The organism is Buttiauxella agrestis, from assembly GCF_900446255.1.
Taxonomy (GTDB): domain Bacteria; phylum Pseudomonadota; class Gammaproteobacteria; order Enterobacterales; family Enterobacteriaceae; genus Buttiauxella; species Buttiauxella agrestis.
Genome location: NZ_UIGI01000001.1, coordinates 3184778 through 3207795 on the forward strand (window position 1 = coordinate 3184778; position 23018 = coordinate 3207795).

26 protein-coding genes and 2 tRNA genes are annotated in these 23018 nt (G+C 50.3%); 6 read left to right on the plus strand and 22 right to left on the minus strand.

Annotation, left to right across the window (positions count from 1 at the left end):
• The 16 genes from DY231_RS15155 to csgB all read right to left on the minus strand — a co-directional run bounded on the left by DY231_RS15155 (position 1) and on the right by csgB (position 11854).
• Positions 1-576, minus strand: a complete 576-nt coding sequence (locus DY231_RS15155; protein WP_115629639.1) for a DUF3261 domain-containing protein — start codon at positions 574-576, stop codon at positions 1-3.
• Positions 573-2906: an MMPL family transporter gene (locus DY231_RS15160; protein ID WP_115629641.1), complete on the minus strand. Its 2334-nt coding sequence runs from the start codon at positions 2904-2906 to the stop codon at positions 573-575. Before DY231_RS15160 ends, DY231_RS15155 begins: the two co-directional genes overlap by 4 nt.
• Positions 2878-3483 carry a LolA family protein gene (locus tag DY231_RS15165; RefSeq protein WP_115629643.1) on the minus strand — a complete coding sequence of 202 codons (606 nt, stop codon included), beginning with the start codon at positions 3481-3483 and terminating at the stop codon, positions 2878-2880. Before DY231_RS15165 ends, DY231_RS15160 begins: the two co-directional genes overlap by 29 nt.
• A complete protein-coding gene (locus tag DY231_RS15170) occupies positions 3476-3901 on the minus strand; it encodes an acyl-CoA thioesterase (protein WP_034494455.1) in 426 nt (141 codons plus the stop codon). Before DY231_RS15170 ends, DY231_RS15165 begins: the two co-directional genes overlap by 8 nt.
• The gene (locus tag DY231_RS15175; RefSeq protein WP_115629645.1) at positions 3895-5592 is read right to left on the minus strand and encodes a glycosyltransferase family 2 protein; all 1698 of its coding nucleotides are present in this window, start codon (positions 5590-5592) and stop codon (positions 3895-3897) included. Before DY231_RS15175 ends, DY231_RS15170 begins: the two co-directional genes overlap by 7 nt.
• Entirely contained in the window at positions 5583-5933 is a 351-nt protein-coding gene (locus DY231_RS15180) for a 3-hydroxyacyl-ACP dehydratase FabZ family protein (protein WP_115629647.1), read from the minus strand. Before DY231_RS15180 ends, DY231_RS15175 begins: the two co-directional genes overlap by 10 nt.
• Positions 5920-7239, minus strand: coding sequence for an AMP-binding protein (locus DY231_RS15185; protein WP_115629649.1), 1320 nt, complete (start codon positions 7237-7239; stop codon positions 5920-5922). The genes DY231_RS15180 and DY231_RS15185 overlap by 14 nt, the downstream gene beginning before the upstream one ends.
• Entirely contained in the window at positions 7232-7801 is a 570-nt protein-coding gene (locus DY231_RS15190) for a COG4648 family protein (protein ID WP_256682673.1), read from the minus strand. Before DY231_RS15190 ends, DY231_RS15185 begins: the two co-directional genes overlap by 8 nt.
• Before the next feature lie 4 nt (positions 7802-7805).
• On the minus strand, positions 7806-8054 hold the full coding sequence (locus DY231_RS15195; RefSeq protein ID WP_034494447.1) for an acyl carrier protein: 249 nt from the start codon (positions 8052-8054) through the stop codon (positions 7806-7808).
• A 19-nt stretch (positions 8055-8073) separates the two neighbouring features.
• Positions 8074-8346: a phosphopantetheine-binding protein gene (locus DY231_RS15200; RefSeq protein WP_115629651.1), complete on the minus strand. Its 273-nt coding sequence runs from the start codon at positions 8344-8346 to the stop codon at positions 8074-8076.
• 15 nt (positions 8347-8361) lie between these two features.
• Positions 8362-9132 carry a lysophospholipid acyltransferase family protein gene (locus DY231_RS15205; RefSeq protein WP_115629653.1) on the minus strand — a complete coding sequence of 257 codons (771 nt, stop codon included), beginning with the start codon at positions 9130-9132 and terminating at the stop codon, positions 8362-8364.
• Positions 9132-9854 carry a beta-ketoacyl synthase chain length factor gene (locus DY231_RS15210; protein WP_115629655.1) on the minus strand — a complete coding sequence of 241 codons (723 nt, stop codon included), beginning with the start codon at positions 9852-9854 and terminating at the stop codon, positions 9132-9134. The genes DY231_RS15205 and DY231_RS15210 overlap by 1 nt, the downstream gene beginning before the upstream one ends.
• 215 nt (positions 9855-10069) lie before the next feature.
• A complete protein-coding gene (locus DY231_RS15215) occupies positions 10070-10381 on the minus strand; it encodes a YmdA family protein (protein WP_256682674.1) in 312 nt (103 codons plus the stop codon).
• Between the two features lie 130 nt (positions 10382-10511).
• Complete coding sequence (csgC, locus tag DY231_RS15220; RefSeq protein WP_115629659.1) at positions 10512-10841, minus strand: curli assembly chaperone CsgC; 330 nt, start codon at positions 10839-10841, stop codon at positions 10512-10514.
• A gap of 66 nt (positions 10842-10907) precedes the next feature.
• Positions 10908-11351 (minus strand): curli major subunit CsgA, encoded by a 444-nt coding sequence (csgA, locus tag DY231_RS15225; RefSeq protein WP_115629661.1) that lies wholly within the window; start codon positions 11349-11351, stop codon positions 10908-10910.
• A gap of 47 nt (positions 11352-11398) precedes the next feature.
• Positions 11399-11854: a curli minor subunit CsgB gene (gene csgB, locus DY231_RS15230; protein ID WP_034494432.1), complete on the minus strand. Its 456-nt coding sequence runs from the start codon at positions 11852-11854 to the stop codon at positions 11399-11401.
• A 790-nt stretch (positions 11855-12644) separates the two neighbouring features.
• Here csgB and csgD point away from each other — a divergent pair.
• Genes csgD through csgG form a run of 4 tightly spaced genes read left to right on the plus strand, consistent with a single transcriptional unit; the run spans position 12645 to position 15004 of the window.
• Positions 12645-13310: a biofilm master transcriptional regulator CsgD gene (gene csgD / locus DY231_RS15235; RefSeq protein WP_115629663.1), complete on the plus strand. Its 666-nt coding sequence runs from the start codon at positions 12645-12647 to the stop codon at positions 13308-13310.
• Between the two features lie 4 nt (positions 13311-13314).
• Complete coding sequence (gene csgE / locus DY231_RS15240) at positions 13315-13704, plus strand: curli production assembly/transport protein CsgE (RefSeq protein WP_034494428.1); 390 nt, start codon at positions 13315-13317, stop codon at positions 13702-13704.
• 9 nt (positions 13705-13713) lie between these two features.
• Positions 13714-14130, plus strand: coding sequence for a curli production assembly/transport protein CsgF (csgF, locus tag DY231_RS15245; RefSeq protein WP_034494426.1), 417 nt, complete (start codon positions 13714-13716; stop codon positions 14128-14130).
• Positions 14131-14170: 40 nt separating this feature from the next.
• Positions 14171-15004 carry a curli production assembly/transport protein CsgG gene (gene csgG / locus DY231_RS15250; protein ID WP_115629665.1) on the plus strand — a complete coding sequence of 278 codons (834 nt, stop codon included), beginning with the start codon at positions 14171-14173 and terminating at the stop codon, positions 15002-15004.
• A 58-nt stretch (positions 15005-15062) separates the two neighbouring features.
• Here csgG and DY231_RS15255 read toward each other — a convergent pair whose 3' ends face one another.
• The 4 genes from DY231_RS15255 to ghrA form a co-directional block, all read right to left on the minus strand.
• Complete coding sequence (locus DY231_RS15255) at positions 15063-15542, minus strand: DUF1097 domain-containing protein (RefSeq protein WP_034494422.1); 480 nt, start codon at positions 15540-15542, stop codon at positions 15063-15065.
• A gap of 107 nt (positions 15543-15649) precedes the next feature.
• A complete protein-coding gene (locus DY231_RS15260; RefSeq protein WP_034494420.1) occupies positions 15650-16204 on the minus strand; it encodes a TorD/DmsD family molecular chaperone in 555 nt (184 codons plus the stop codon).
• Between the two features lie 38 nt (positions 16205-16242).
• Positions 16243-16980, minus strand: coding sequence for a phosphatase (locus DY231_RS15265; RefSeq protein ID WP_115629667.1), 738 nt, complete (start codon positions 16978-16980; stop codon positions 16243-16245).
• Between the two features lie 81 nt (positions 16981-17061).
• Complete coding sequence (gene ghrA / locus DY231_RS15270; RefSeq protein ID WP_115629669.1) at positions 17062-18003, minus strand: glyoxylate/hydroxypyruvate reductase GhrA; 942 nt, start codon at positions 18001-18003, stop codon at positions 17062-17064.
• A 207-nt stretch (positions 18004-18210) separates the two neighbouring features.
• Between ghrA and DY231_RS15275 the strand changes: the two genes are divergently transcribed.
• Positions 18211-18298, plus strand: a tRNA-Ser gene (locus DY231_RS15275).
• A gap of 171 nt (positions 18299-18469) precedes the next feature.
• A tRNA-Ser gene (locus DY231_RS15280) sits at positions 18470-18557 on the plus strand.
• A 133-nt stretch (positions 18558-18690) separates the two neighbouring features.
• On the opposite strand, the gene DY231_RS15285 is transcribed toward DY231_RS15280, so the two are convergent.
• Positions 18691-21804, minus strand: coding sequence for an efflux RND transporter permease subunit (locus DY231_RS15285; RefSeq protein ID WP_115629671.1), 3114 nt, complete (start codon positions 21802-21804; stop codon positions 18691-18693).
• 13 nt (positions 21805-21817) lie between these two features.
• Entirely contained in the window at positions 21818-22972 is a 1155-nt protein-coding gene (locus DY231_RS15290) for an efflux RND transporter periplasmic adaptor subunit (protein WP_115629673.1), read from the minus strand.
• Positions 22973-23018 lie beyond the last annotated feature (46 nt).

The following is a 23018-nucleotide window of genomic DNA, read 5'->3' on the forward strand; positions in this document are numbered from 1 at the left end:
TTAGCTTTCCAGGTGCTGAATACGGATCACATAGCCGAAACGAAGATGGTGAACACTCACTGGCTGGCGGATTCCGTTACGCATCAGATAGTGGATGGTTTCTATCAGCTCACCCTGGTCGTCGCGCAATTCACGGCGTGAATCAATATCTTTTAGCGTCCACCCCGCTGGCAATTGCTTCTGCCAGGCGTTTATCGGCCAGTAGCTCAACATAATATCGGCAAGAACCTGACTGGCTGGAGGCAATTCTGGAAGCGTGATGGATTGTTCGGTTTTAATCCCGCTCTTATCGTAGGTCAAACGGAATAAACGAATCCCCAACGGGGACAAACCGGCCAGCATCACTTTCTGCTGGTCGGCATTGAGCAACACCATCAGCGATTGCGTCTTGCCCTTCACCTCAGCACTTAATAGCTGCTGCTCGGTGATGGACGGAGCAATACCTGGCGCGGGTAACGTCACCAGCGTGCCGGGTTTTAACCACGCCTGCGGGCGCGTGTTATCCGGTTTTGGAGCGCTGCATGCACTCAGTAAAAGCGCGCTAAACAAGACGGCCAATGTCGGTAGTTTTTTCATGATTCTCTCTTTCCCTTTCCCTGGGTGGATGGAGGTAAGGCTAAAGGTGCGGTTAAAAATGCGCAGAAGATCCCGCAACTCAACACAATGCCAAAGCTTGCGATGGCTTGCGTCTGGCTAAAGACCAGCATGCCTAAGGTGAAAAGCGTGGTCAGCAAGGCAACACTAATGGCCAGCAATGACGTCAGCGGTGTTCCGCGCGGGTTGCTAAAGAACAGGGTGTAATTAATGCCAATTCCCAGCACCAGCATCAGCGCTAATAACGAGAACAAATTGAGTGCGTGCCCGCTAAAGGCGAGTGCCGCAAGACCACCGCCCAGCGATAACAGCGAAGGCACGACACTGAGCAAGCCCCGTTTCACGCCCAGACGCAGCACGTAACTGAGCGCAATCGCCACTACCGCCGCTGCCAACAGCGTCGCCAGTAAACTGCGGAAATGGCTGAACAACTCGTTGAACATGACTTTACGATCAACCCAACTGACACCCGGAATGTTAGCCGCAATCTGGCCGAGCTGTTGGCTGTCGTGAACGCCACTCACAGGCACCAGCGCACCGCTTTTACCTTCAGGTAACGACAACCACAGCAAACGCCAGCCGCTACTGATCACACTTTTTTGCCAGACATCCGGCGTCACCGCCATCTGTTGCAGATTTGGCGCACTCACCGTAATCCCGCTTTGCGCGAGGCGTTTTTGTAGTAGCGGTGCCGCTTCGCGCAGCAATTGTAAATCTGCCTGCTGTTGTTCAAGAGAGGCGAGTGGGATCAGGCGATAGCTGTCGATGGCTTTATCGGCTTTCAACTTAGCCAACGCGGGGGCGAGTTTTTCCAGCCGTTGCAGGGTTTGCTCGGCGCTGTCGCCGTAAACCACGAACCATTTTTGATCCATTCCCTGCCCGGTTAAGGCGGTTATAGCCTGTTCTTCACGGAGTAAATCTTGCGGGAGTGCCTGGAAGCTGGCGATATCGTCATTGATTTTTAATGATGCAATTCCGGCGAGGCTGATAACCAACAATGCGAGTGGTATTCCGAAACGCACCGCGTTGTTGTGTTGCCACGCCTTCAGCCAGGCGTTGAGCCAACGGCGACAAGGCACCTGGCGGACGGGCAAACCGCGCACCGCAAACGGATACCAACACACCACCGTCAGGCAGGACGCTATCAAACCGCTGGCGGCAAATACCGCGAGCTGGCGAATACCGGGGAAAGGCGCGAGGATCATGATCAAATAAGCAATGGCGGTCGTCGCCAACGCCAGCAGCAATGCCGGAAGCACTTTGCGCAAACTGGCGATCGGCGAATTTTGCCCGCCGTGAACCATACGTTCGGTGAGGTAATACAGGGTGTAATCTGCCGAAATGCCGACGATGCTCATGCTCATCACCAGCGTCATCAGATGCAGTTCGCCAAAACACAACAGCGTGATGGCGGTACCTGCAAAGGCGCCGATGGCGACAGAAGTGACACATAAAATGAGCGGCCGCACCGAGCGAAAAACCAGCAATATCAACAACAGCACGCCAATGACCGTGGCAAGACCCAGCGTAGAAACATCGTGTTTGGCCTGCTGGCTGGCGTAATCGCTATAAAACAGCGTGCCGCGTGACATCACTTGTGCCTGCGGGAACTGCTGTTTCAGCTTTTGCTGCAAGGCTCGCAGTTGCTCAACTGCTTCGCGCCCTTGCTGCATATCAAAGGAAGAACCTTTGAGTTCGCCGTGCAGCAAATACCAGTAACGCCCTTGTTTATCACGCGCCACCAGCCAGCCGTTCATCAGCCGCATCTGGCTGGCCGTTTGTTGCAGCGCCAGTTGCGAACCACGCGTCAGCATCAGCGGGTCGTTGGTCAGCTCTTTACCGCTGACGCCGGAAAACGCCGAATAGAGTTGCGCTAATACCCATTGCGCCTGCGCTTCCCCACCATTTTGTAAACGGCTGCGGGTCTGGGTATCCACCAGGCCATTACGGTGCTCGAAGTAGAATTTCCCCCACTCCTGCTGGCCTTTGGCATCCATCGGGCCTTGCACGCCTTGCAAAAACGGCTGCTGTTGCAGTTGCGTTTGCCACCATGTTGCCGCCTCGTCATTCGGCTTATCGCCGGGGCTGACCATCCACATCATTTGCCTGTCGAGACGTTGCAAAAAACCGTTCTCGATTTGCGGAGGGATTTTCCCCAGGCTGCTGGCAGGCAGGAGCGAAAGCACGCTGCTGTCGAGCCTGGCTTTGGGTAGCGTCACGGCGAGCAACGCCACCAGCAGCGTGACGACTGCCAGCCAGCCCCATGCCAGGCGACGATGCACGTCAGAAGGTGAAGCGTTGCTGCTCTTCATGAGTCAATTTTCGCGGTTCCAGACGGTGGTTACTGAAGGTGATTTCGGTGAAATCGCCCTGCAAATCGTTTAACGCAATGCGATTAAGATATTTGTCGCCCTGCAACGTAATGGTGCTGAAAAGCTTGTCGAGCGGTGTGGTTATTGGCGTTAAGACCAGTTGCCATTGGCCTTTGCCCTGGTCGGTAAACACGCTGGAAAAGTTCTCATCAAGTACTTTGCGGTCGGCCTGAAATAACGCGCGCAACAAATGGTTGAACTGGAACATTTGCGGGTTACTGTCCGCGGTGATGATCTGCGGTGCCTGATTGCCCATGATTTGCGCCATGTGGCTATCATCAAGCACCAGCGTCATCGGGAAAGGATGCTGTTGTTGCCACCACAGCCCTTTGCTTTTGGCGATAAGCACTTCTCCGCTGGAATGCAGTGGTTGTGCCATGCCGCTAATCTGGCGGTCCTGCTGGAACTTCGCCCGAACAACCGGCTGCGAGGCAAAGCTGCGTTGCACGTCATCAAGCGTAATGGCGCTCGCTGTACAGCTGATAAACAGCAAGGCCAAAAAAATGATTCTATTCATAACTCAAGCCCATGCGTTCAAAAAGGATCTGAGGTGAGACAAAACACATCTCCCCTGTTGTTGCTTCAACGGCAACCTGAATGGTGTAACCGGTAGTGGTACGTTTTCCGCTTGCGGCATCGACAATTTCGTAACCAATTTTCAGGCGGTTTTCGTATTCCAGCACCGTGGCTCGCACCAGAATTTGCTGTTCAAATTTCACAACATCACGGTATTTCACGCGAGTATCGACGACCGGCCAGACGTAACCCGACTCCTGCATGGCGCGATAGCCGTAATCAAACTGCCCGAGCAGCGCTTCACGCGCGACTTCAAAGTAGCGAAAATAGTTACCGTGCCACACAACGCCCATCGCATCGACATCATGGAATGGGACTTTGATACCGATCTCCACGGTAAAACGTGGGGAATTTAACATCCAGACTCCTTTTCCGGCGGCAATTGCCAGAAATCATAAAAATTAAACCAGTCGAGTGGCGAGCGCAGCGCGTAAAACTCAAGACGCTGCGCGTAAAAATCAATGTGCTCTTGTAACGCTTGTTGGCGCGTGGCGCGCGGCAGCAATAGCGGATCGGCAAAATGTTCTGCATGAATGCGTAGCTTGCCTTGTTCACGCAAGACCATCATCAGAATGACCGGGCATCTTAATGCTGCGGCAAGAATAAACGGCCCTTGCGGAAAGGGAGCTGAACGCCCCATAAACTCGCTCCAGCACACGCGCCGCTCGCCGCCGCGCTGTGGATTTACCGCAATTCTGTCTCCGACGATAGCCACCCATTCTCCGGCTTCGAGCTTTTCTTGCAGCATCATGGCGGTTTCCGGGCCAATGTGGCTTACCGGCAATAAATTCACGCCAGCCTGAGGGGCGATTTCTTCAATAATCTGGCGAAAGCGCTGGGCGTGTTCGGTAAAGACTAGCGCATTAATGACCAGCCCGGCTTCAACCTGCGCCAGAGCGCGGCTGGCTTCGATATCGCCGAGATGGGCGGCAAGAATTAACTTCCCCTGCCCGGCCTGCGGCTGTAACACTTCGCGGCTGCCGGGCGCGAATTCAATGTCGCGCCCCCAGATAAGATCCCCACGCCAGGCAGCAATTTTGTTGAGCATCGCATCACCAAAACGTAAGAAATGGCGATAGCTATTTAAGCCATTTGGCAACGTGATTTGCTGGGTTTGCGCCCGCTTACGAACGCGTGCCAGCCACTGCTGCGAGGCTTTTCGCTGCGTGCTTCCCGTGAGCCACATCCACGCCACAACCGGGTAAAGCAAAGCGTTAAATGCGCGGCGCCCTAAGCGCTGGTAGATATTGAGCATCAGGCGCATTCCTGCCAGCCCTTTGCGCTCCGGGACTTGCGCCCAATGGGCGTTTTGATGACGGCGGCGAGCCAGCAGCGTCGGAATGCGCGGCACCATACCGAAGAACAATCGCGTGTGCATCCAGGAAATGCGCACGTTATCGCGCAGCGCATCGAAATGTGAAACGCCATCTGGCGGATAAATCACCCGGGTGCGCAAAAAACGGCTGTTGGTCCCTGCCCAATATAATCGCACCATGATTTCGGTGTCGAAATCCATTCGTTTGCCGGGGCTGTGGCGGGCAATTACCGCAAGGGTAGCCGCCAGCGGATAGACGCGAAAGCCGCACATACTGTCTTTTAACGACAGGGATAACGTTTCAATCCATACCCAGACGTGGGTGATGTAGCGCCCGTAAAGGCGCGATTTCGGCACGGAGTCATCGTATTCCGGGGTGCCAGATATCAGGCTGGCAGGATGTGCGCGAGCTTCCTCTAAAAAACGCGGCACATCTTCTATGCAATGCTGCCCGTCGGCATCAAGCTGAATGGCGTGAGTAAACCCTGCCTGCGCTGCCGCTTTAAGCCCGGTAATCACCGCCTCGCCTTTCCCCTGGTTGGACTCAAGCTCAATCAAGGTGACGCCGGTTAATTGCGCCAGCTGCTGTTTAGTCGCAGGTTCGCTGCCGTCATCAACAATAATGCATGGCAGATCATACGGTTGCAGCCTGACCACCACAGCGGCTATCGTGGCGCCGTGGTTGTAACAGGGGATCACCACGCAGGGGCGAAAAGCCGAAGGCGCTACGGGCATAGTTTGATCTTCCCACTGCTGGCCGGGATCTCGCCTTGCTCGGTCAACAAGGTGTAAGAAAAACTCAGCACGTTGCGTTGCGCCTCCCATTTCAGATTCAGCTCCAGCTTGTTGCCCGGCACAATCGGGCGCTGGAATTTAACACTATCAATCGCGCTAAAGCGCATTCCCGGCGCCAGCTCCAGACCGTAAGCCATCACCCAATCTAACTGCGCGACGCCAGGCAAAATCGACTGCGTGGGGAAATGCCCCGAAAACCAGCCTAACGTTGCCGGTACGTCCAGTTGTAAACGCAGTTGGTGCGTCTCGGGTTGCGAACGATTTAACTCAACGGGTTTCATCAAATAATTCCTGTAGTTGCGTCCATGCGCGTTTGCTTTGGCTATTGAGCGGAATGCGTTCGACGATACGCCAGTAGCGTGGAATTGCGACCGGCTCAAGCCAGGCACGGAGCGCGACTCGCCAGCGTTGCTTATCTCCTCCTTGCTCACCAACGACCACTACCGCCCCCAGCGCAATGCGGTTTGCGCGCATAATTGGAACCACTGCCGCATCTTCAATCCCCGGCAGCATCAGCAAACGGCGTTCAATTTCACTGAGTGAAATACGCTTTTCTTCAATTTTCACAATGCGGTCGCGGCGACCCGATAAACGAAAATGACCCTGCGGCGTAAATTCGAGAATGTCGTCCAGTTGCACGGGGTTATTATCCGTTAATGGTGACGCGACCTGCCAGCCATCCTCTTGCGCAATAAAATTCACTAACGGGAATGGCTGCCAAACAGGTGCCGATTGCGAATGTTCCCGCCACGCCAGCACGCCCGTTTCAGTGGTGCCATAAATTTCTGAGACAGGCTGTTTAAGCCAGGCTCGCGCCATTTTCGCCGTGTCGTCATCCAGCTTTCCGGCCGCGGAAATCACTCTTTTCACATCAGGTGGCGTCAGATTGACATCAAGGCGCTTTAAAAATGCCGGGCTGCTGATGAACAGCAAAGGGTGTAAAGAGTGAGCGGCGAGTTGTTCCGGGAACTGGATCATCGCCGCATCGCCCGGCAAACCGAGCGCCATGGGCAGCATGATGCGGAAGGTAAAGCCGTAGAGATGCTGATGCGAAACCGACCCGACCACGCGGCAGTTGCGTAAACTGTCGCCCCACAACGCAGCAAGCCAGGCAATTTCTTCATCCAGCGCTTGTAATGATTTGAATATTTGCGCGGCTTCACCCGTTGAGCCGGAAGTGAACAGCACCACGCCTGCATTGGCAGGAACTGGCTCCAACGGTTGAACCGGCATACAGATTAAATCTTGCGGGTTTATCACCGGACAACTGAGATTGAGTGCCGTATCGCTCATCACACCGCAGAAATGGTTTTGCTGCTCGCGCAGTTGTGCCTCACGACGATGACCGGGAATAACCGGCGTTTTTCCGGCGTGAAGCGTGGCTAATAGCGCGGCAAGAAAGTCGTAACTGTTGTCAAAACAGAGCGCCCAACGCTCGCCTGGCTGAGTCTTCAACCAGCCGTAAATGCGCTGCACGTCTTTCATTAAATCTGCCTGGGTCCAGAGCTTGTGCCCTGCAAACGCCACAACATGTTGCGGATGGCGATTTGCGCAAAGCCACTGCGCCAACGGTAAAGGGTTATTCATAACGTCGTTTCACCCGTATCCGGACCAGCCATTCACAGGCAAATAATAGCCCCATCAATAGATAGCTAATCATCCCGTTCCACAGCGTCCACCAATGAACGTTACCCGCAAGGCAGGTAAACAGCGACACGCTGCCATTAATGATGAAGAACACACACCAGACTTGGGTCACGCGGCGGGTATAACGCACACCTGCTGGCGGGAGGTCCCCTTCGCGCAAGCGGGCCAGGCGCTCGACTATCGACATGCTGCTAAACAGGGACGAGCCGAATAACGCCAGCATGACGCCATTAACGACCACCGGATACCACAGCAAAAGTTGCGCTTCACGCATCCAGATGCTGGCAACGGATAACACTGCGCCCGCGATCGCCAGGCCTTTAAAGGCGCGGCTTAAGGCTCCGGTTTTGCCCCGTAAGGTACACAAACGCAGCACAAAACACAGCGCCAGAATCGGCAGCAGGATGTGTAATTGGGGATATGAGATGACTAACCAGACGGCAAAGGGCCAACCGATGACGGCCAGCCCTCCAACGATACTGAGTGCACGTTTTGCCAGCACGCGATTAAGACTCGCTATGCAAACGCTCTACCGCGTCTACGACATCCTGTACGGTGCGAACCGTTTTGAAATCTTCCGGTTTGATTTTTTTACCGGTGCGCTTTTGCAAATGAACGACCATATCGACCGCATCAATGCTGTCGAGATCCAGGTCCTCATATAAACGAGCCTGCGGGGTAATTTGTTCAGGAGACAGTTCAAATAACTTCACCAGTAATCCGGTGACTTCCTGATAAATATCGTCTTTATTCATAACGTACTCGTGGTTTCATTCAGGCGCTGTGCGCAGGGTTTTGACTTGTAATAAATGCAGCGAGATTGGCGACGGAATAAAAATGTTCGCGCATCGCTTCATTTTCAGCGGATAACACCACGCCGAAACGTTTTTTAACCGCAAGGCCCAATTCCAGTGCATCAATGGAATCAAGTCCAAGGCCATCCTGACCAAATAAGGCGGCCTGACTTTCAATCTCATCAACACTGATCTCTTCAAGATTCAGAGTGTCGATAATGAGTTGTTTAATATCGGTCTCTAAGGATTCCATAGTTACATCCGAGTTTTAATGAGGATCAGGTACCAGTTCCTGACACAAATATTGGTTCAGACGACGGGCCGCAAGTGCGGAGGCTTCGTCATGATTCGCCATAAACCCCTGGCTTTCGATCCGCTGCTTTACACTCACAGTGATCATAGGTTTACGCTTGGGTATCTGATACCAGCGGCTATGTTTATCCAAATAACGTTGGTCACAATAAATATGGACGATTCGTAGCGGACAGCCACTGCGCACCGCAATATTGGCCGCACCGCGCTGAAGCACCAGCGGTTCTCCAGGTTTCGTGCGCGTCCCTTCGGGGAAAATCAATATCGCCTCCCCTTCCGCCAGCCGCTTTTGGCTCTCAGGGAGTAATGTTTCGCCCTGACTGTTAACCAGGTAATCCGCAGCCTTTATGACACCACGGAAACAGGGATTTTGAATCAGGCTCGCTTTCACCAGACAACCAATGTGGGGGGCCTGGGAGGCGATAAATACGTAATCCAACAGTGTCGGGTGGTTGGCAACAATCAAACATCCGCGATCGTTTGTGAGCTGTTCGAAACCCTCAAAACGATAATCGAATACGCCAAGCCCGCGTCCGATGCGTAAAAATAACCGGAAACTGGCAGCAATGCTACGACGCGCAATCTCGCGGCGTTTCGGTTTATCGCGAACACACAGCAACAGAAAATTAAACCAGACGATCGTAAGTAGCAGCCCACCGCTACCAAATAGCACGAATAACCAGCCGGTCATCAGCACGCGCCAGTACCATTTAACGCGCGGCCACATTAATGACGACTCCAGCGCCAGCCCATGCGCTCACCCGCAAGAGTAAACGTCGTCTGCTGACTGAGCCAGCCATGCAAAAACGCCAGCCCCTGAGGCAAATTTTGTGGTTCGCTCATTCGACATGGTGTCGCTTCACAGCAAATTTGCGAGCCTGCTTCCAGTAACAACGCGACGGCAAACGGAATGTCCACCGCTTCACCGGCAAGGTGCGGGTGGTAAAACTCGGGTATAACGCCATCAAAATCCACCAGCAATACCCGTTTGTAACCCGCATGATGCAGAGAAGTCACTTCGACTAATGCTTGCGCAAAGCTGTCGTATCCCGCAGAAACCGAAGATGAAACCAGCGCCTGGCGGGCCGCAATAGTGGTATTACCCACCGCTGAGTTATGAACTGACATGGCAAAATCTGTAGGCGACAGGCTTTCACCTTGCGCAAGAGCCGTCAAAATTCGAAAGTTGCGTTCCAGTTCACCATGGCGACTGGAGAAAACCAGGCCATCAACCTGATGGCGAGACAGTATTGCCAGCGCACAATCTACTGCGAGGCGACTGCCCGAAGCCAGACGACGTGCGGTCATCATCGGTAAATGACGACATTTAGCCACCGGATCGTTCGACGCGATGACAGCCGGGCAGTTGCTCCACGCCTGCCACTGCTCGTTTTCAGATAAACCAGGGGCACTAGCCTGCCAGTCGACAATATTAAACGCTAACTTCATGCTCAGTACCATTTCCCGTCTTCGACGACCAGCCAGATATATCCCGCGCAAAGCATCAAAACAACGATATAAATCTTAATTTATAGAGATTTTTCTTAGGGTGCTTATATTTCGAACATAATGAATTTACAGCGGCGGGAATAGTAACAAAAATAGCCATGAAATAAATACAGATAAAATGAATCGAAAGGCCCAGGAATCCCGAGCCTTTAGTTTTAACGGTAAGTGACTTCCAGAATAGCCAGCTTTTGTGCGGAATCGAGGTAGCGAATTTTGGTAGAAACCGGGGTATCCGCGCCCGCAGAGAAATCATTGAGTTTATTAAATGCAACAGTTTGCACGACTGGCTTTCCATTTTGCGAACAAGAAAACTGAACAGATTTTTCTTGCGGCGATAAACGACATCCATCTTCGACTATTGATCCCTGAAAGTGAATCACACCGCCGTCTGCGTGTGCGTTAAATAACGGGAATGCAAATATGGCTAATGGCAACAGCATTGAACGTCTAAGGCTTGATGTTTTCACACTATGGACTCCTCAACTAAGTGATATGAGGTTATCGGCAAAAAACACGCGAACTACAGATAAAACCTGGTTCAAATAAGAAATAAAAGCCACACATGCGCAACAATAATTTAACTTAAAGGAGATGAAATTAAACGCGGCCCGGTGGGGTCCATTGTTTTTCCAGATGAATATCTTTTCCGTCGGTCACTGTCACCGTGATGGTGACGTTGTCTCCTGGCGAAATATTGAGACTCAAACGGGATAATTTTGCGGGTTCGTTGGCTTTGATAAACACCTGGCTGCTTTGGCTACTGTTACTTTGGCCAGCGGTACCCGAACGTTGTGCTGTGAGCTTGAATTGGCACTGGCAGTCCTGAGTTAATGTCGCGACGGGTACGATGGTGTAGATATTTCCCTGCTGCTGAGTATCAAAACTGAGCTGATTACCGAGGGCCGCAAGCAATAATAAAGTGTGCATATATATTCCCCTCCCATATAAAAAAACAGGGCCATGGCCCTGTTTTTATATAGTGCAAAATCTCAATTAATGCTGTTGAAGATTTGCACCGTTGCGGTAGCCAACCTGGGTCAACTCAATGGAAGAACCAGCGGCTGTTTGGTTAACAGTCGCACCGTTTCTTGAACCATATTGGCTAACATCAATGGTTGAGCCTTTAGCTTCCCATTGATCAATTGTTGCGTTGTTATTAGAGCCTTTTTGCAGCAGGTCAATAGAGGCGTTATCAGCACCCTGGCCAACATCAGCACCGTTGCCTACACCATATTGTTTAATATCTACAGTAGATTTTTTCGCATCAGCTTGCAGCGCAGTTACGTTGTTATTTGCACCGTGTTGGTACACTTTCATTTCTGATTCTGGGCCATTACTATTGTTGTTACCTGGATTCCAAGGGAATTGAAGTCCTGATGCCATTGCACTGCTTGAAACCACCACTGCTGCGATTGCTGCGATTTTGAAAAAGTTCATGGTGAAACCCCCATTGTATTGAGAATGTTAGTCTAAATAGTCATGTATTAGCGTTGAATTACGCGTACCGCCATTTGAGACTGTTTCTGTACAACAACTGCTGATTTTTGCGTGCCCTGTTGAATAATGCTTGCCCTATTAGCAGTACCTTTCTGAATAATAAGTGCGGCATTACCCGACGATTGTTGCTGAATATCCGCGTCATTGCCGTAGCCTGTTTGCGCAATATAAGCAACGTTGTAACTCCCTGATTGATCGACGTTCGCGCGGTTTCCAGCACCTGTCTGATTTACCACCGCTAACTGCCGGGTTCCATTTTGGTCAACATGTGAATTATTATTGTTCCCATATTGACCGACTATTGCTGCCTGATTGAATGAACTTTTGCTTAATTCATTTCTAGCAAAGTTATATTCCGATTTTGCGAGGTCAGGATTATTCGCAAATACATAACCAGGCGCACCCAGCAATGCTAACATCATAAATAACGATCTGTTTTTCATGTTGTCACCCTGAGTCTGGATGCAGCCATTGAAATACTTCTTCCAATTTAAACTGCTGCCTACTTGTTAACGCTAACGATGAAAGGTTATTGCTGCGTTACGGAAATGAGTATGTCCGTCGAAACATTTAAAATATCTCACCCGCATGTTGTATTTTGATATTTCTACTCATTACAAAGCATGAGATAAATAAAAAACACCAAACACAACAAAGGCTTCCTGAAAGATAATTTTAATTAGCCTGCAAGCATTTAAAATAACCTCGTTAATCAAGCGTGACTTTGCCGCCTGGCTGAGTTTTCAGAGTCAATTCTGGCAATTTTTAGCAGGCTCCGTCACGAAGATGAGTTTTCTTAAGAGAGTGTTCGATGGAGAGTGTAACCTTCACTATTTACATGTGTTAAGTTTCAGTGCACAGAAAAACAAAATCAAAAAATACTTTAAAATCAATCAAATAGAATCATTTGTATGATTTTTAAAATTGTGCAATTTATAATATGTGTACAACTTTAGTATTAAAACTAAATAGTAAAAACATTCAGTTGCAACATTTTAATATCTACAGTTACATTCTGTAACAGCTTTAACACTTGCTTTAAGATTAGTAACCGCTAGATTGAAATCAGCAGTAACATTTTGTTTAACACAATAAGTCAGGGCGCAACTTAGCGTTATTTGACAGTGTTACATTAATTTCAAACACAGCAGTGCAGCACCTATCAGTACTTCTGGTGGATTAACTTTCTGTTAATCCAGCTGATTGATGCGCAAACTCGGATGGAGTTTCATCATGTTTAATGAAGTCCATATAATGAATAGTCAGGCGTTAAATGCTCAAACTTTATTGTTGATCACGAAACCCTCGCTACAAGCGACTGCGTTATTACAGCATCTAAAGTCTTCACTCTCTATTAATGGGAAACTTCATAACATTCAACGCTCTCTTGAAGATGTCGTCGGTAATGTTGTGGTGCTTTTCGATATGGTTGAAGCCGATAAAAAGCTGATTAACTATTGGCAGGATAACTTAGGTCGCAAACATAACAGCATTAAGTTGTTGTTATTAAACACCCCTGAAGAGTATCAATTCCGTGACATAGAAAACTGGCCGCATATTAATGGTGTGTTTTATATGTCTGAGGAAGAACCGCGTGTGGTAGAAGGAATTCGTGGTGTGATGGCCGGAGAGTGCTACTTCTCGCAAAAGTTAGCAAGCTACCTTATTAATCACTCAGGGAATTATCGTTTCAATAATGTCGAGTCATCTCTATTGACTCACCGTGAAAAGGAAATACTTAATAAATTGCGTATTGGCGCTTCGAATATTGAAATCGCTCAGTCGTTATTTATAAGTGAAAACACGGTAAAAACTCATCTCTATAATCTTTTCAAGAAAATATCTGTAAAAAACCGCACTCAGGCGGTTTCCTGGGCAAACGACAACCTCAGGCGATAAGGCGATGAAATTATCTGCTGCTTTACTGCTGGCGTCAGCTTTACTCTGCGCCTCCGGGGGCGTTCGCGCCGTGGAAGTTGAAATCCCCGGATTATTAACGGATCACACCGTTTCTTCCGTGGGCCATGACTTTTATCGAGCCTTCAGTGACAGGTGGGAAAGCAGTTTTACCGGGAATTTAACTATAAATGAGCGACCCAGTGCCCGTTGGGGAAGCTGGATTACCATTACAGTCGATCAGGACGTTATTTTTCAGTCCTTTTTATTCCCTTCAAAACGTGATTTTGACCGCAACGTCACTATCGCACTGGTTCAAACCGAAGAAGCGATTAATCGCCGGCAAATTGACAAGACATTGTTGAGCACCGGCGATTTAACCACCGACGAATTTTAGGAGGCTGCCATGCGTATCACTCATGCAGTTTTGTCTTTACTGCTAATATCGCCCCTTTCGTGGGCGGGAAGTATGACGTTCCAATTTACGAACCCAAATTTTGGCGGGAACCCTAATAACGGGTCTTTTTTACTTAATTCTGCACAAGCACAAAACTCATACAAAGACCCCAGTTTCGATGACAACTTTGGTATTGAAACTCCGTCTGCACTGGATAACTTTACTCAGGCCATTCAGTCACAGTTATTGGGCGGTTTGCTCAGCAATATTAATACAGGCAAACCAGGGCGCATGGTAACCAATGATTTTATCGTTGATATCGCCAACTCTGATGGGCAGCTGCAATTAAATGTGACTGACCGTAAAACAGGGAAGACATCAACTATTCAGGTTGCTGGCTTACAGAACTCATCTACTGATTTCTAGTGGCTCTTAAATAATGAAAAAGTATTTAAGGATAAACATCATGCAGCGTTTACTTCTCATCGTAGCGGTGTGTTTATTAAGTGGTTGTTTGACAGCGCCACCAAAAGAAGCTGCGAAACCTACACTTTTGCCTCGGGCGCAAAGTTATCGTGATTTAACCCATTTGCCGGAATCAAAAGGGAAACTGTTTGTCTCGGTTTATAATATTCAGGATGAAACCGGGCAATTTAAACCTTATCCAGCAAGTAACTTCTCAACGGCTGTTCCACAGAGTGCGACTTCAATGCTGGTAACAGCGCTGAAAGATTCACGCTGGTTTGTTCCATTGGAGCGTCAGGGCCTGCAAAACCTGTTAAACGAACGTAAGATCATTCGTGCAGCACAGGAAAATGGCACGGTTGCCGAAAATAATCGCAGACCACTTGATTCTCTTATTGCTGCAAACGTGATGGTTGAAGGTTCAATTATTGGGTATGAAAGTAACGTGAAATCTGGTGGTGTGGGCGCACGCTATTTTGGTATCGGTGGCGAAACACAATACCAGCTGGATCAAATTGCCGTTAACTTGCGTGTCGTTAACGTCAGTACCGGTGAAGTATTGTCGTCGGTAAACACCAGTAAAACGATTTTGTCTTATGAAGTTCAGGCCGGGGTATTCCGCTTTGTAGATTACCAACGTTTGCTGGAAGGTGAAATCGGTTATACGACTAACGAACCAGTGATGATGTGTCTGATGTCGGCCATTGAAACAGGGGTTATTTATCTGGTTAATGATGGTATTAATCGCGGCTTGTGGGATCTGCAAAATCCGCAAGATATTAATAATCCGATACTCGCTAAGTACAGAGAAATGTCCGTCCCTCCTGAATCCTGATATTCAGCAGATAGAAAAAAACCAGCCGCGGCTGGTTTTTTTATTTATGCGTCTAATTCTATTCGGCAATAACTTGAGATTCAGGCTTTGCTTTTCGCGCTGCCAGCCAAAGGCCGCTGTTCTTCATGGCAAACCCAAAGACGAGTCCGAGCAGCAACGAAGGCACCACAATTCGCCATTCACCCTGGTTTGCAAAGGTGGCACAAGCCCCGATAAACGTTCCAGGCACAAACGATAACAACATATGTTTTGCCTGTACGCACATCAGAAACGCCACAACACCTGTGACCATGTATCCCAGAATTTCCAGATGCGGAGCCAGGGCGCTACCGTGAATAATCACCTGCGCCCAGAGTACACCGCTGCATAAGGTGCATGCAGAAATGAAAAGCCCTTTGAGACCACCCTGTGGACACGCGAAATACGCGGTACAACCGAGGAAGCCTGCCCAACTGAGTAGACCGAGACTCACCGCAACCCAACCCCAGAGGCCTGAGAGAATACCGGTAGTCAACGCCAGAGAAATAAGTATGTTCATAGCGGCGTATCATAGCAGAGCCTTATGGTTCGACCACGATCTACCGCACATTTTTTGTAGATCTTATTGATGAGTTGCAGTCTAAATGTGATTTAAATCACATGAAACTACTCTTCGTTTTCTTCTTCTAACTCATCACGCATCGCCTGAATAGCTTCGCGGCTCAGCAGGGCCAGGGTGCGATAGAATGGGGTTGTAGAGTGAGCTTCAACTTTGCCCAGGAACGTCCCCGCCCATGGCAACAGGTAATCGTCAAATAAGCGAACCTGCGCTTCAAACTCATCTTCTTGTGACTGATCTTCCAGCCATGAAGCCGCTAACAATAAAGTGCCAAAATGATCGGCTGGGGTGTCGGCCAGTGGCATACCGCGCTGTTTCAGGAACTCACGCACTTCGCCTTCGTTGCTGCCCGCTTCCCATGCTGAACGGTACGGCGGCACGCTGCACTCTTCGCCAACAAACAGCGCATTGTAATCAGCAGCCAACAACTGAGGATCGCAGCTTTGTTGCAGGCGAGCCAGCAGCTCGTCTTGCTCCAGCGGCCAATGTTCAGCCAGTTTGCCATCGCGGATCATCGTCAGCAGCGGAACCAACAGTGGATCCTGAGGCTGGCGGTAATACAGTGATCCTAAGATGCGACAAATAATTGAAAACTCATTCATGCTAACGGTCCATTTAGTAGAAATTCAGTCAGTGATAATCAAAGTGTGGCAAATTCGTCGATAGGTTCCATGCCGCGGGATTCAAGGAACCCGAGCATACGGCGAACGGAAACATTCAGTATACGATCTTCCGGGAACTCGACTTCCGCCAAAATTTTGCGGCATTCATCGAAATCCCCGAGCGTAAAGGCGGTATGGGAGTCGGAGCCCAACGATAGCCAGCCCCCCGCGTCTCGCACTGCGGCAGCGATAGCACGGCAGTTCGGGCCACTTCCCTTGCGCGAATGCGTAAATGAAGAGTTATTCAGCTCCAGCGCCACGTTGTATTTTGCCGCCGCCTGCGCAATGGCTTGAATATCGACCGGGAATTTTGGATTGCCTGGGTGGCTGATAATGTGGACATTCCCGCTCGCCATCGCTGCAATCATGGCTTCGGTGTGCGTGGCACTATCCTGTGGCGGGAAGACAGGCTCATGGAAACCGGCAATAATCAGATCGAGTGAGTCCAGCATCGGGCCGGTGCAGTCGATATCCCCGGCGGTATTTTTAATGTTGGCTTCAATGCCACGCAAAATACCTACGCCATCGACCACTCGTGGCCAGATGCGCATATTCACAAAATGCCAGTAATGCGGTGCATCAGCCATATCCGGGCCGTGATCGGTAATCGCAAACAGTTTGATGCCTTTGCTTTTAGCAATCGCGATGTAGTCATGAAGGGTGCTATAGGCGTGGGTGCTGGCGACGGTGTGCATGTGCAGGTCAACGGGATACATGGCTCTCTCCTTTTATCTCTTTCCCGCAAGGATAGCAGTTATCGCCGTTGTTTTTTAGCCCGGACCAGGCCGGGCATTGGTTTAGTAACCGTTATCGAAAGAAACCTGTCCGCTCGGTGATTCCTTGTTTTCAATTTGGCGAATCGTTTTCGCGATATACGTCATCGCTTCTTCAGGACGTGTGACCGCAGCAAGATGCGGGGTAATCGCAATGCGAGGATGTTTCCACAATGGACTGCTCTGAGGAAGTGGCTCTTTGGCAAACACATCGAGCATCGCACCTTTTACTTTACCGCTATCAAGTGCCGCCAGCAGATCGTCTTCAACCAAATGCACGCCACGCGCAAGGTTCATCACGTAAGAATTATCAGCAAGTTTATTAAGCAACTCGCTGTTAATGATGCCCACGGTTTGCGGTGTGTTTGGTAACAGGTTAATCAGCACGCGAGTGCCGGAGAGGAATTGACCCAGTTGTTCTGCGCCCGCGTAACTTGTGATACCCAGATAATCTTTTTTACTGCGGCTCCAGCAGCGTACCGGGAAGCCCCAGGCCGCCAGACTTTCAGCGACTTTCCCCCCCAAAACCCCCGCACCGAGCACACCAATGGTGAAATCTTCGCGGCGATAATCTTCCAGCGGCTCCCATTTCGCCTGCTGTTTTAATGCCTGGTAATCGTCAAAGCGGCGGAACCAGTGCAACACCTGGCTGACGGCATATTCCTGCATTTGAAGCGCCATACCGGTATCTTCAAGGCGAAATAGCGGTACACCTTTTGGCAGCATCTCAGGGTGTTTCTGGAGTTGACTCAGAATGGAGTCCACTCCCGCCCCCAACGCGAATACCCCTTTCAGTGTCGGACGGCCACTGAGCATTTCAACCGGGGGATGCCAGACCAACGCATAATCCGCAGGCTGGTTATCGCCAGGCAACCACTGGCGAACCGTTGCTTCTGGAAGTTTTTGATGTAGGCCTTCAATCCACTGTTGGGTATTAAAGGTTGGATGGTGAAAAATAATATCCATGCTTTCTCCGTTATTTCTTAGACTTATCAGCAAGCACTTAACAATACATAAGATGAATGTAATAAAAAACCATCACGTTCTGGCGCTTTAAGAAACAAGTTGTTTGAAGTTTGGCTAAACGCACCAGAATAACTAAAAAGTGGATTGACGCCGCCAATTGTTTTCCCTACATTAGCGCCCGTTCCAGCAGTCAAGGAACAACAAAACGGTGAGGTGTCCGAGTGGCTGAAGGAGCACGCCTGGAAAGTGTGTATACGGCAACGTATCGAGGGTTCGAACCCCTCTCTCACCGCCATATTCCAAGAGAAAGTCTGAATTCACGTTCAGACTTTTTTTTGCCTTAAATCTGGCATCGTTCATAGCTTGACCAAACGGTACGCAAACAGAAGATTAAACTTGACCGAATGCGGTTCAATCCCTATAGTAGCGCCCCGTTGCCCCCTGAAGTTGGCAACAAAAACAATACGGTGAGGTGTCCGAGTGGCTGAAGGAGCACGCCTGGAAAGTGTGTATACGGCAACGTATCGAGGGTTCGAACCCCTCTCTCACCGCCATATTTAAAGAGAAAGTCTGAACTCACGTTCAGACTTTTTTTTCGTCTGTAATTTGTGTACTTCTTGTCGGATGACGCTATCTGTACCCACGATCTGCAAAAAAAACCCGAACCTAAGTTCGGGCTTGTCAGATTTATTCTGGCTTACGTTTGCTAAATCGCTCTCGTATCACCACAAAGAAGACCGGCACAAAGAAGATGGCCAGCAAGGTCGCCGAGAGCATCCCGCCCATTACGCCGGTTCCCACTGCGTTCTGCGCGCCACTGCCTGCCCCACTGCTTAATACCAGCGGCATGACACCCAGAATAAATGCCAGTGACGTCATCAATATTGGGCGCAAGCGCATACGCACCGCATCGAGCGTGGCTTCAATCAAGCCTTTACCTTCTTTCTCCATCAGATCTTTGGCAAATTCGACGATCAGTATCGCGTTTTTTGCCGATAAGCCGATGGTCGTCAGCAGCCCCACCTGGAAGTAAACGTCATTGTTCATTCCGCGCATCGCCGCCGCCAGTAGCGCACCCACCACACCGAGCGGCACCACCAGCATGACCGAGAACGGTATCGACCAGCTTTCATAAAGCGCTGCCAGGCACAAGAACACCACGACTAAAGAGATAGCGTACAGCGCAGGTGCCTGGTTCCCGGAAAGCCGTTCCTGATAAGACATTCCCGTCCAGTCGTAACCAATCCCGGACGGCAGTTTCGACGCCAGCTGTTCCATCAGCACCATCGCCTCACCGGTACTTTTCCCCGGCGCCGCTTCGCCCAACAGTTCCATAGATGGCAAACCGTTATAGCGTTCAAGACGTGGCGAACCGTACATCCAGTGTGACGATGAAAATGCTGAAAGCGGTGCCATTTGCCCGTTGCTACCGCGAACAAACAGATTATCAATATCCTGCGGCAACATGCGGAAACGCGCATCCGCCTGGACATACACTTTCTTCACTCGGCCGTGATCGATAAAATCGTTCACGTAAGTGCCGCCCAGTGCGCTGGCAATCGTCTGGTTAATATCAGCAAGACTAATGCCAAGGGATTGCGCTTTTTCCTGGTCGATTTCGAGCTTGTACTGCGGCGTGTCTTCCAGACCATTCGGGCGCACACGTGTCAACATATCAGGATGTTTTGCCACCATCCCCATCAGTTGATTACGTGCGAGGGTCAATTGTTGATGCCCCAGGTTTGCCTGGTCGATTAATTCAAAGTCGAAGCCAGTGGCCGTCCCTAACTCGATAATCGCCGGTAAGTTAAACGGGAATATCAGCCCATCGCGAATTTTACCGAAAGCTTTTGTTGCCCGCTCAACAATGGCACCGACGCCATTCTCCTTACCTGCACGCTCTTCCCACGGTTTCAAGCTAATAAAAGCTATCCCGGAGTTTTGCCCCTGCCCGCTATAACTAAAGCCGTTGACCGTAAATACCGATTCGACATTCGCTTTTTCGGTGTTGAGATAATAATTCGATATCTCGTCGAGCACTTTTTGCGTCCGTTCCTGCGTCGCACCCGCAGGCAGTTGCACCATGGTCATAAACACGCCCTGATCTTCTTCGGGCAGGAATGAGGTCGGTAAACGCAAAAATAGCACCGCCATGCCGACCACAATGATCAGATACAGCAGCAAGTAGCGCCCGGTGCTGCGCAAAATATTGCTGACGCTGTCTGTATAGTGATGCGCGCTTTGGTTGAATTTTGTGTTAAACCAGCCAAAGAAACCGGTTTTTTCATGGGCCTTTGGATCAACCGGTTTTAGCAACGTCGCGCACAGCGCGGGAGTCAGGATCAACGCCACCAGCACCGAGAGCGCCATCGCCGAAACGATGGTTATCGAGAACTGGCGGTAGATGGCCCCTGTTGACCCACCAAAAAACGCCATCGGTATAAATACCGCCGAGAGCACCATGGCGATACCCACTAAGGCACCCTGAATTTGGCCCATCGATTTTTTGGTGGCTTCTTTTGGCGAGAGATGGTCTTCGACCATCACGCGTTCAACGTTTTCCACCACCACAATCGCATCATCAACCAGCAAGCCTATCGCCAGCACCATACCAAACATGGTGAGCGTGTTTATCGAGTAACCAAACGCAGAAAGTACGGCAAAGGTTCCGAGCAACACTACCGGCACCGCGATAGTCGGGATCAGCGTCGCGCGGAAATTCTGCAAGAACAGGTACATCACCAGGAACACCAGGATGATGGCCTCAAACAGCGTTTTCACCACTTCATGAATCGATATTTTGACAAACGGCGTGGTGTCGTACGGGTAAACCACCTTCATTCCCTGCGGGAAATAAGGTTGCAGCGAAGCCAGTTTTGCCTTGATACCTGCTGCGGTATCCAGCGCGTTCGCACCAGTGGCAAGCTTAATCCCCAGACCTGCTGCGGCCTGACCATTAATTTTCGCCACCGTATTGTAGTTTTCTCCTCCTAACTCAATTCGCGCCACGTCACTTAAATGCACCACGGAGCCATCCGGGTTCACTTTCAGCGTCACTTTGCCAAATTCTGCGGGGTCACGTAAGCGCGTTTGGGCAATGATCGAAGCGTTAAGTTGCTGATTTTTGACCGCTGGTGTACCACCAAGTTGCCCGGCAGCAACCTGGTCGTTCTGCATTTTTAGCTGCGTAACGACATCGCCCGCATTGAGTTGATACTTGTTCAACGCATCCGCATTCAGCCAGATACGCATGGCGTACTGCGCACCGAACAGTTGAACATCCCCCACGCCGTTGGTACGGCTAATGGAATCTTTAATATTGGATGCCACGTAATCAGAAATATCATCCTGCGTCAGCGCCGGGTTATCGGAGATAAATCCGGCAACCAGTAAGAAACTACTGGATGATTTTTCAACGCTAATCCCCTGCTGCTGCACCTCTTGCGGTAACAGCGGCATCGCCAGTTGCAGTTTGTTCTGCACCTGAACCTGAGCAATATCCGGGCTGGTGCCTGACTTAAAGGTCAGAGTAATGGTTACGCCACCAGCGGAATCACTGGTGGAAGACATATACATCAGGTTATCGATGCCGTTCATGTTCTGTTCGATAACCTGCGTCACGGTGTCCTGAACCGTCTGCGCATCTGCACCAGGATATGTTGCCGTCACTGCGACAGCAGGAGGTGCAATCGTCGGATACTGTGCGACAGGAAGTTGCAGGATTGCCAGCGCACCAGCAATCATCAGGATGATCGCCAACACCCAGGCAAAAATGGGTCTTTCAATAAAAAACTTAGCCATTATCCAGAATACCTTAGCGGGTTTGAGCGGCAGCGCTATCCGGCACTATCTGTACAGCAACACCAGGACGAACGCGCTGAAGCCCGCTGACAATCACTTTGTCACCCGGTTTAACGCCTTTAGTCACCAGCCATTTATCGCCAATCGCCTGCGGTGCAGTCACTTCACGGACTTCGGCTTTGTTGTTTTGATCAACTACCATCACCGTTGCATCTCCACGTGGATTGCGCGTCACACCCTGCTGCGGCACCAGAATCGCTTCAGGCTGAATGCCCTCGTCAATTTTCGCGCGCACATACATCCCCGGCAGCAACTGGTGCTGCGGATTGGGGAACACGGCGCGTAAAGTGATAGAACCGGTGGTCTGATCGACCGTCACATCAGAAAATTCCAGTTCACCGTTTAATGCATAAGGCTGGCCATCTTCCATCATCAGCTGCACAGCGGTTTTGCCATTCGCCTTTTTCAGACTTCCCTGCTCAACCGACTGTTTGAGTTGCATAAAATCATTGCTGGATTGGGTGACATCGACATAAATCGGGTCGAGTTGCTGCACCGTTGCCATTGATGAAGCCTGGCCGTTAGTCACTAACGCCCCTTCGGTGACATTCGATTTACCGATACGCCCGTCAATTGGCGAGCTGACTTTGGTGTAGGCCAGATTAATGCGCGCGTTTTCCACTTCCGCTTTTGCCGCGGTGACTTCGGCATCGGCCTGCTGGGCATTCGCAACGGCCTGGTCGTATTCTTGTTTGCTGATGTAATTTGTCCCGAGCAGCGGTACGTAACGTTTCACCGTTAAGTGCGCGATATTCGCAGCCGCTTTAGCTTTAGCCAGTGCGCCTTGCGCACTGTTCCATGCAGCCTGATAAGGTGCCGGGTCAATCTGATAGAGCGAACTTCCCGCTTGAATATCGCTGCCTTCGACAAAATTGCGCTTCAGAATAATACCGCTGACCTGTGGGCGAACTTCTGCCACACGGAAGGCATCGGTGCGTCCTGGAAGTTCAGTTGTCACCGCTAACGGCGCGGCTGTAACGGTATACACATTGACCTGAGGCGCAGGCATTGCTGCCTTTTCGTCACCTTTATCATTACAACCCGTTAATACACCCGCCGCTAACAACAACACGGAAGGCAGCAGGATGAACTCACCATATTTCTTCATTACTATTCCTTAAAGCTTGATTCTTAAAGTAAAGACCTGTCGCCGT

Excerpts from the sequence above, each read along its gene's own strand:
- DY231_RS15155 (WP_115629639.1), bottom strand. The coding sequence starts at position 576 with ATGAAAAAACTACCGACATTGGCCGTCTTGTTTAGCGCGCTTTTACTG.
- DY231_RS15160 (WP_115629641.1), bottom strand. The coding sequence starts at position 2,906 with ATGAAGAGCAGCAACGCTTCACCTTCTGACGTGCATCGTCGCCTGGCA.
- DY231_RS15165 (WP_115629643.1), bottom strand. The coding sequence starts at position 3,483 with ATGAATAGAATCATTTTTTTGGCCTTGCTGTTTATCAGCTGTACAGCG.
- DY231_RS15170 (WP_034494455.1), bottom strand. The coding sequence starts at position 3,901 with ATGTTAAATTCCCCACGTTTTACCGTGGAGATCGGTATCAAAGTCCCA.
- DY231_RS15175 (WP_115629645.1), bottom strand. The coding sequence starts at position 5,592 with ATGCCCGTAGCGCCTTCGGCTTTTCGCCCCTGCGTGGTGATCCCCTGT.
- DY231_RS15180 (WP_115629647.1), bottom strand. The coding sequence starts at position 5,933 with ATGAAACCCGTTGAGTTAAATCGTTCGCAACCCGAGACGCACCAACTG.
- DY231_RS15185 (WP_115629649.1), bottom strand. The coding sequence starts at position 7,239 with ATGAATAACCCTTTACCGTTGGCGCAGTGGCTTTGCGCAAATCGCCAT.
- DY231_RS15195 (WP_034494447.1), bottom strand. The coding sequence starts at position 8,054 with ATGAATAAAGACGATATTTATCAGGAAGTCACCGGATTACTGGTGAAG.
- DY231_RS15200 (WP_115629651.1), bottom strand. The coding sequence starts at position 8,346 with ATGGAATCCTTAGAGACCGATATTAAACAACTCATTATCGACACTCTG.
- DY231_RS15205 (WP_115629653.1), bottom strand. The coding sequence starts at position 9,132 with ATGTGGCCGCGCGTTAAATGGTACTGGCGCGTGCTGATGACCGGCTGG.
- DY231_RS15210 (WP_115629655.1), bottom strand. The coding sequence starts at position 9,854 with ATGAAGTTAGCGTTTAATATTGTCGACTGGCAGGCTAGTGCCCCTGGT.
- csgC (WP_115629659.1), bottom strand. The coding sequence starts at position 10,841 with ATGCACACTTTATTATTGCTTGCGGCCCTCGGTAATCAGCTCAGTTTT.
- csgA (WP_115629661.1), bottom strand. The coding sequence starts at position 11,351 with ATGAACTTTTTCAAAATCGCAGCAATCGCAGCAGTGGTGGTTTCAAGC.
- csgB (WP_034494432.1), bottom strand. The coding sequence starts at position 11,854 with ATGAAAAACAGATCGTTATTTATGATGTTAGCATTGCTGGGTGCGCCT.
- csgD (WP_115629663.1), top strand. The coding sequence starts at position 12,645 with ATGTTTAATGAAGTCCATATAATGAATAGTCAGGCGTTAAATGCTCAA.
- csgE (WP_034494428.1), top strand. The coding sequence starts at position 13,315 with ATGAAATTATCTGCTGCTTTACTGCTGGCGTCAGCTTTACTCTGCGCC.
- csgF (WP_034494426.1), top strand. The coding sequence starts at position 13,714 with ATGCGTATCACTCATGCAGTTTTGTCTTTACTGCTAATATCGCCCCTT.
- csgG (WP_115629665.1), top strand. The coding sequence starts at position 14,171 with ATGCAGCGTTTACTTCTCATCGTAGCGGTGTGTTTATTAAGTGGTTGT.
- DY231_RS15255 (WP_034494422.1), bottom strand. The coding sequence starts at position 15,542 with ATGAACATACTTATTTCTCTGGCGTTGACTACCGGTATTCTCTCAGGC.
- DY231_RS15260 (WP_034494420.1), bottom strand. The coding sequence starts at position 16,204 with ATGAATGAGTTTTCAATTATTTGTCGCATCTTAGGATCACTGTATTAC.
- DY231_RS15265 (WP_115629667.1), bottom strand. The coding sequence starts at position 16,980 with ATGTATCCCGTTGACCTGCACATGCACACCGTCGCCAGCACCCACGCC.
- ghrA (WP_115629669.1), bottom strand. The coding sequence starts at position 18,003 with ATGGATATTATTTTTCACCATCCAACCTTTAATACCCAACAGTGGATT.
- DY231_RS15285 (WP_115629671.1), bottom strand. The coding sequence starts at position 21,804 with ATGGCTAAGTTTTTTATTGAAAGACCCATTTTTGCCTGGGTGTTGGCG.
- DY231_RS15290 (WP_115629673.1), bottom strand. The coding sequence starts at position 22,972 with ATGAAGAAATATGGTGAGTTCATCCTGCTGCCTTCCGTGTTGTTGTTA.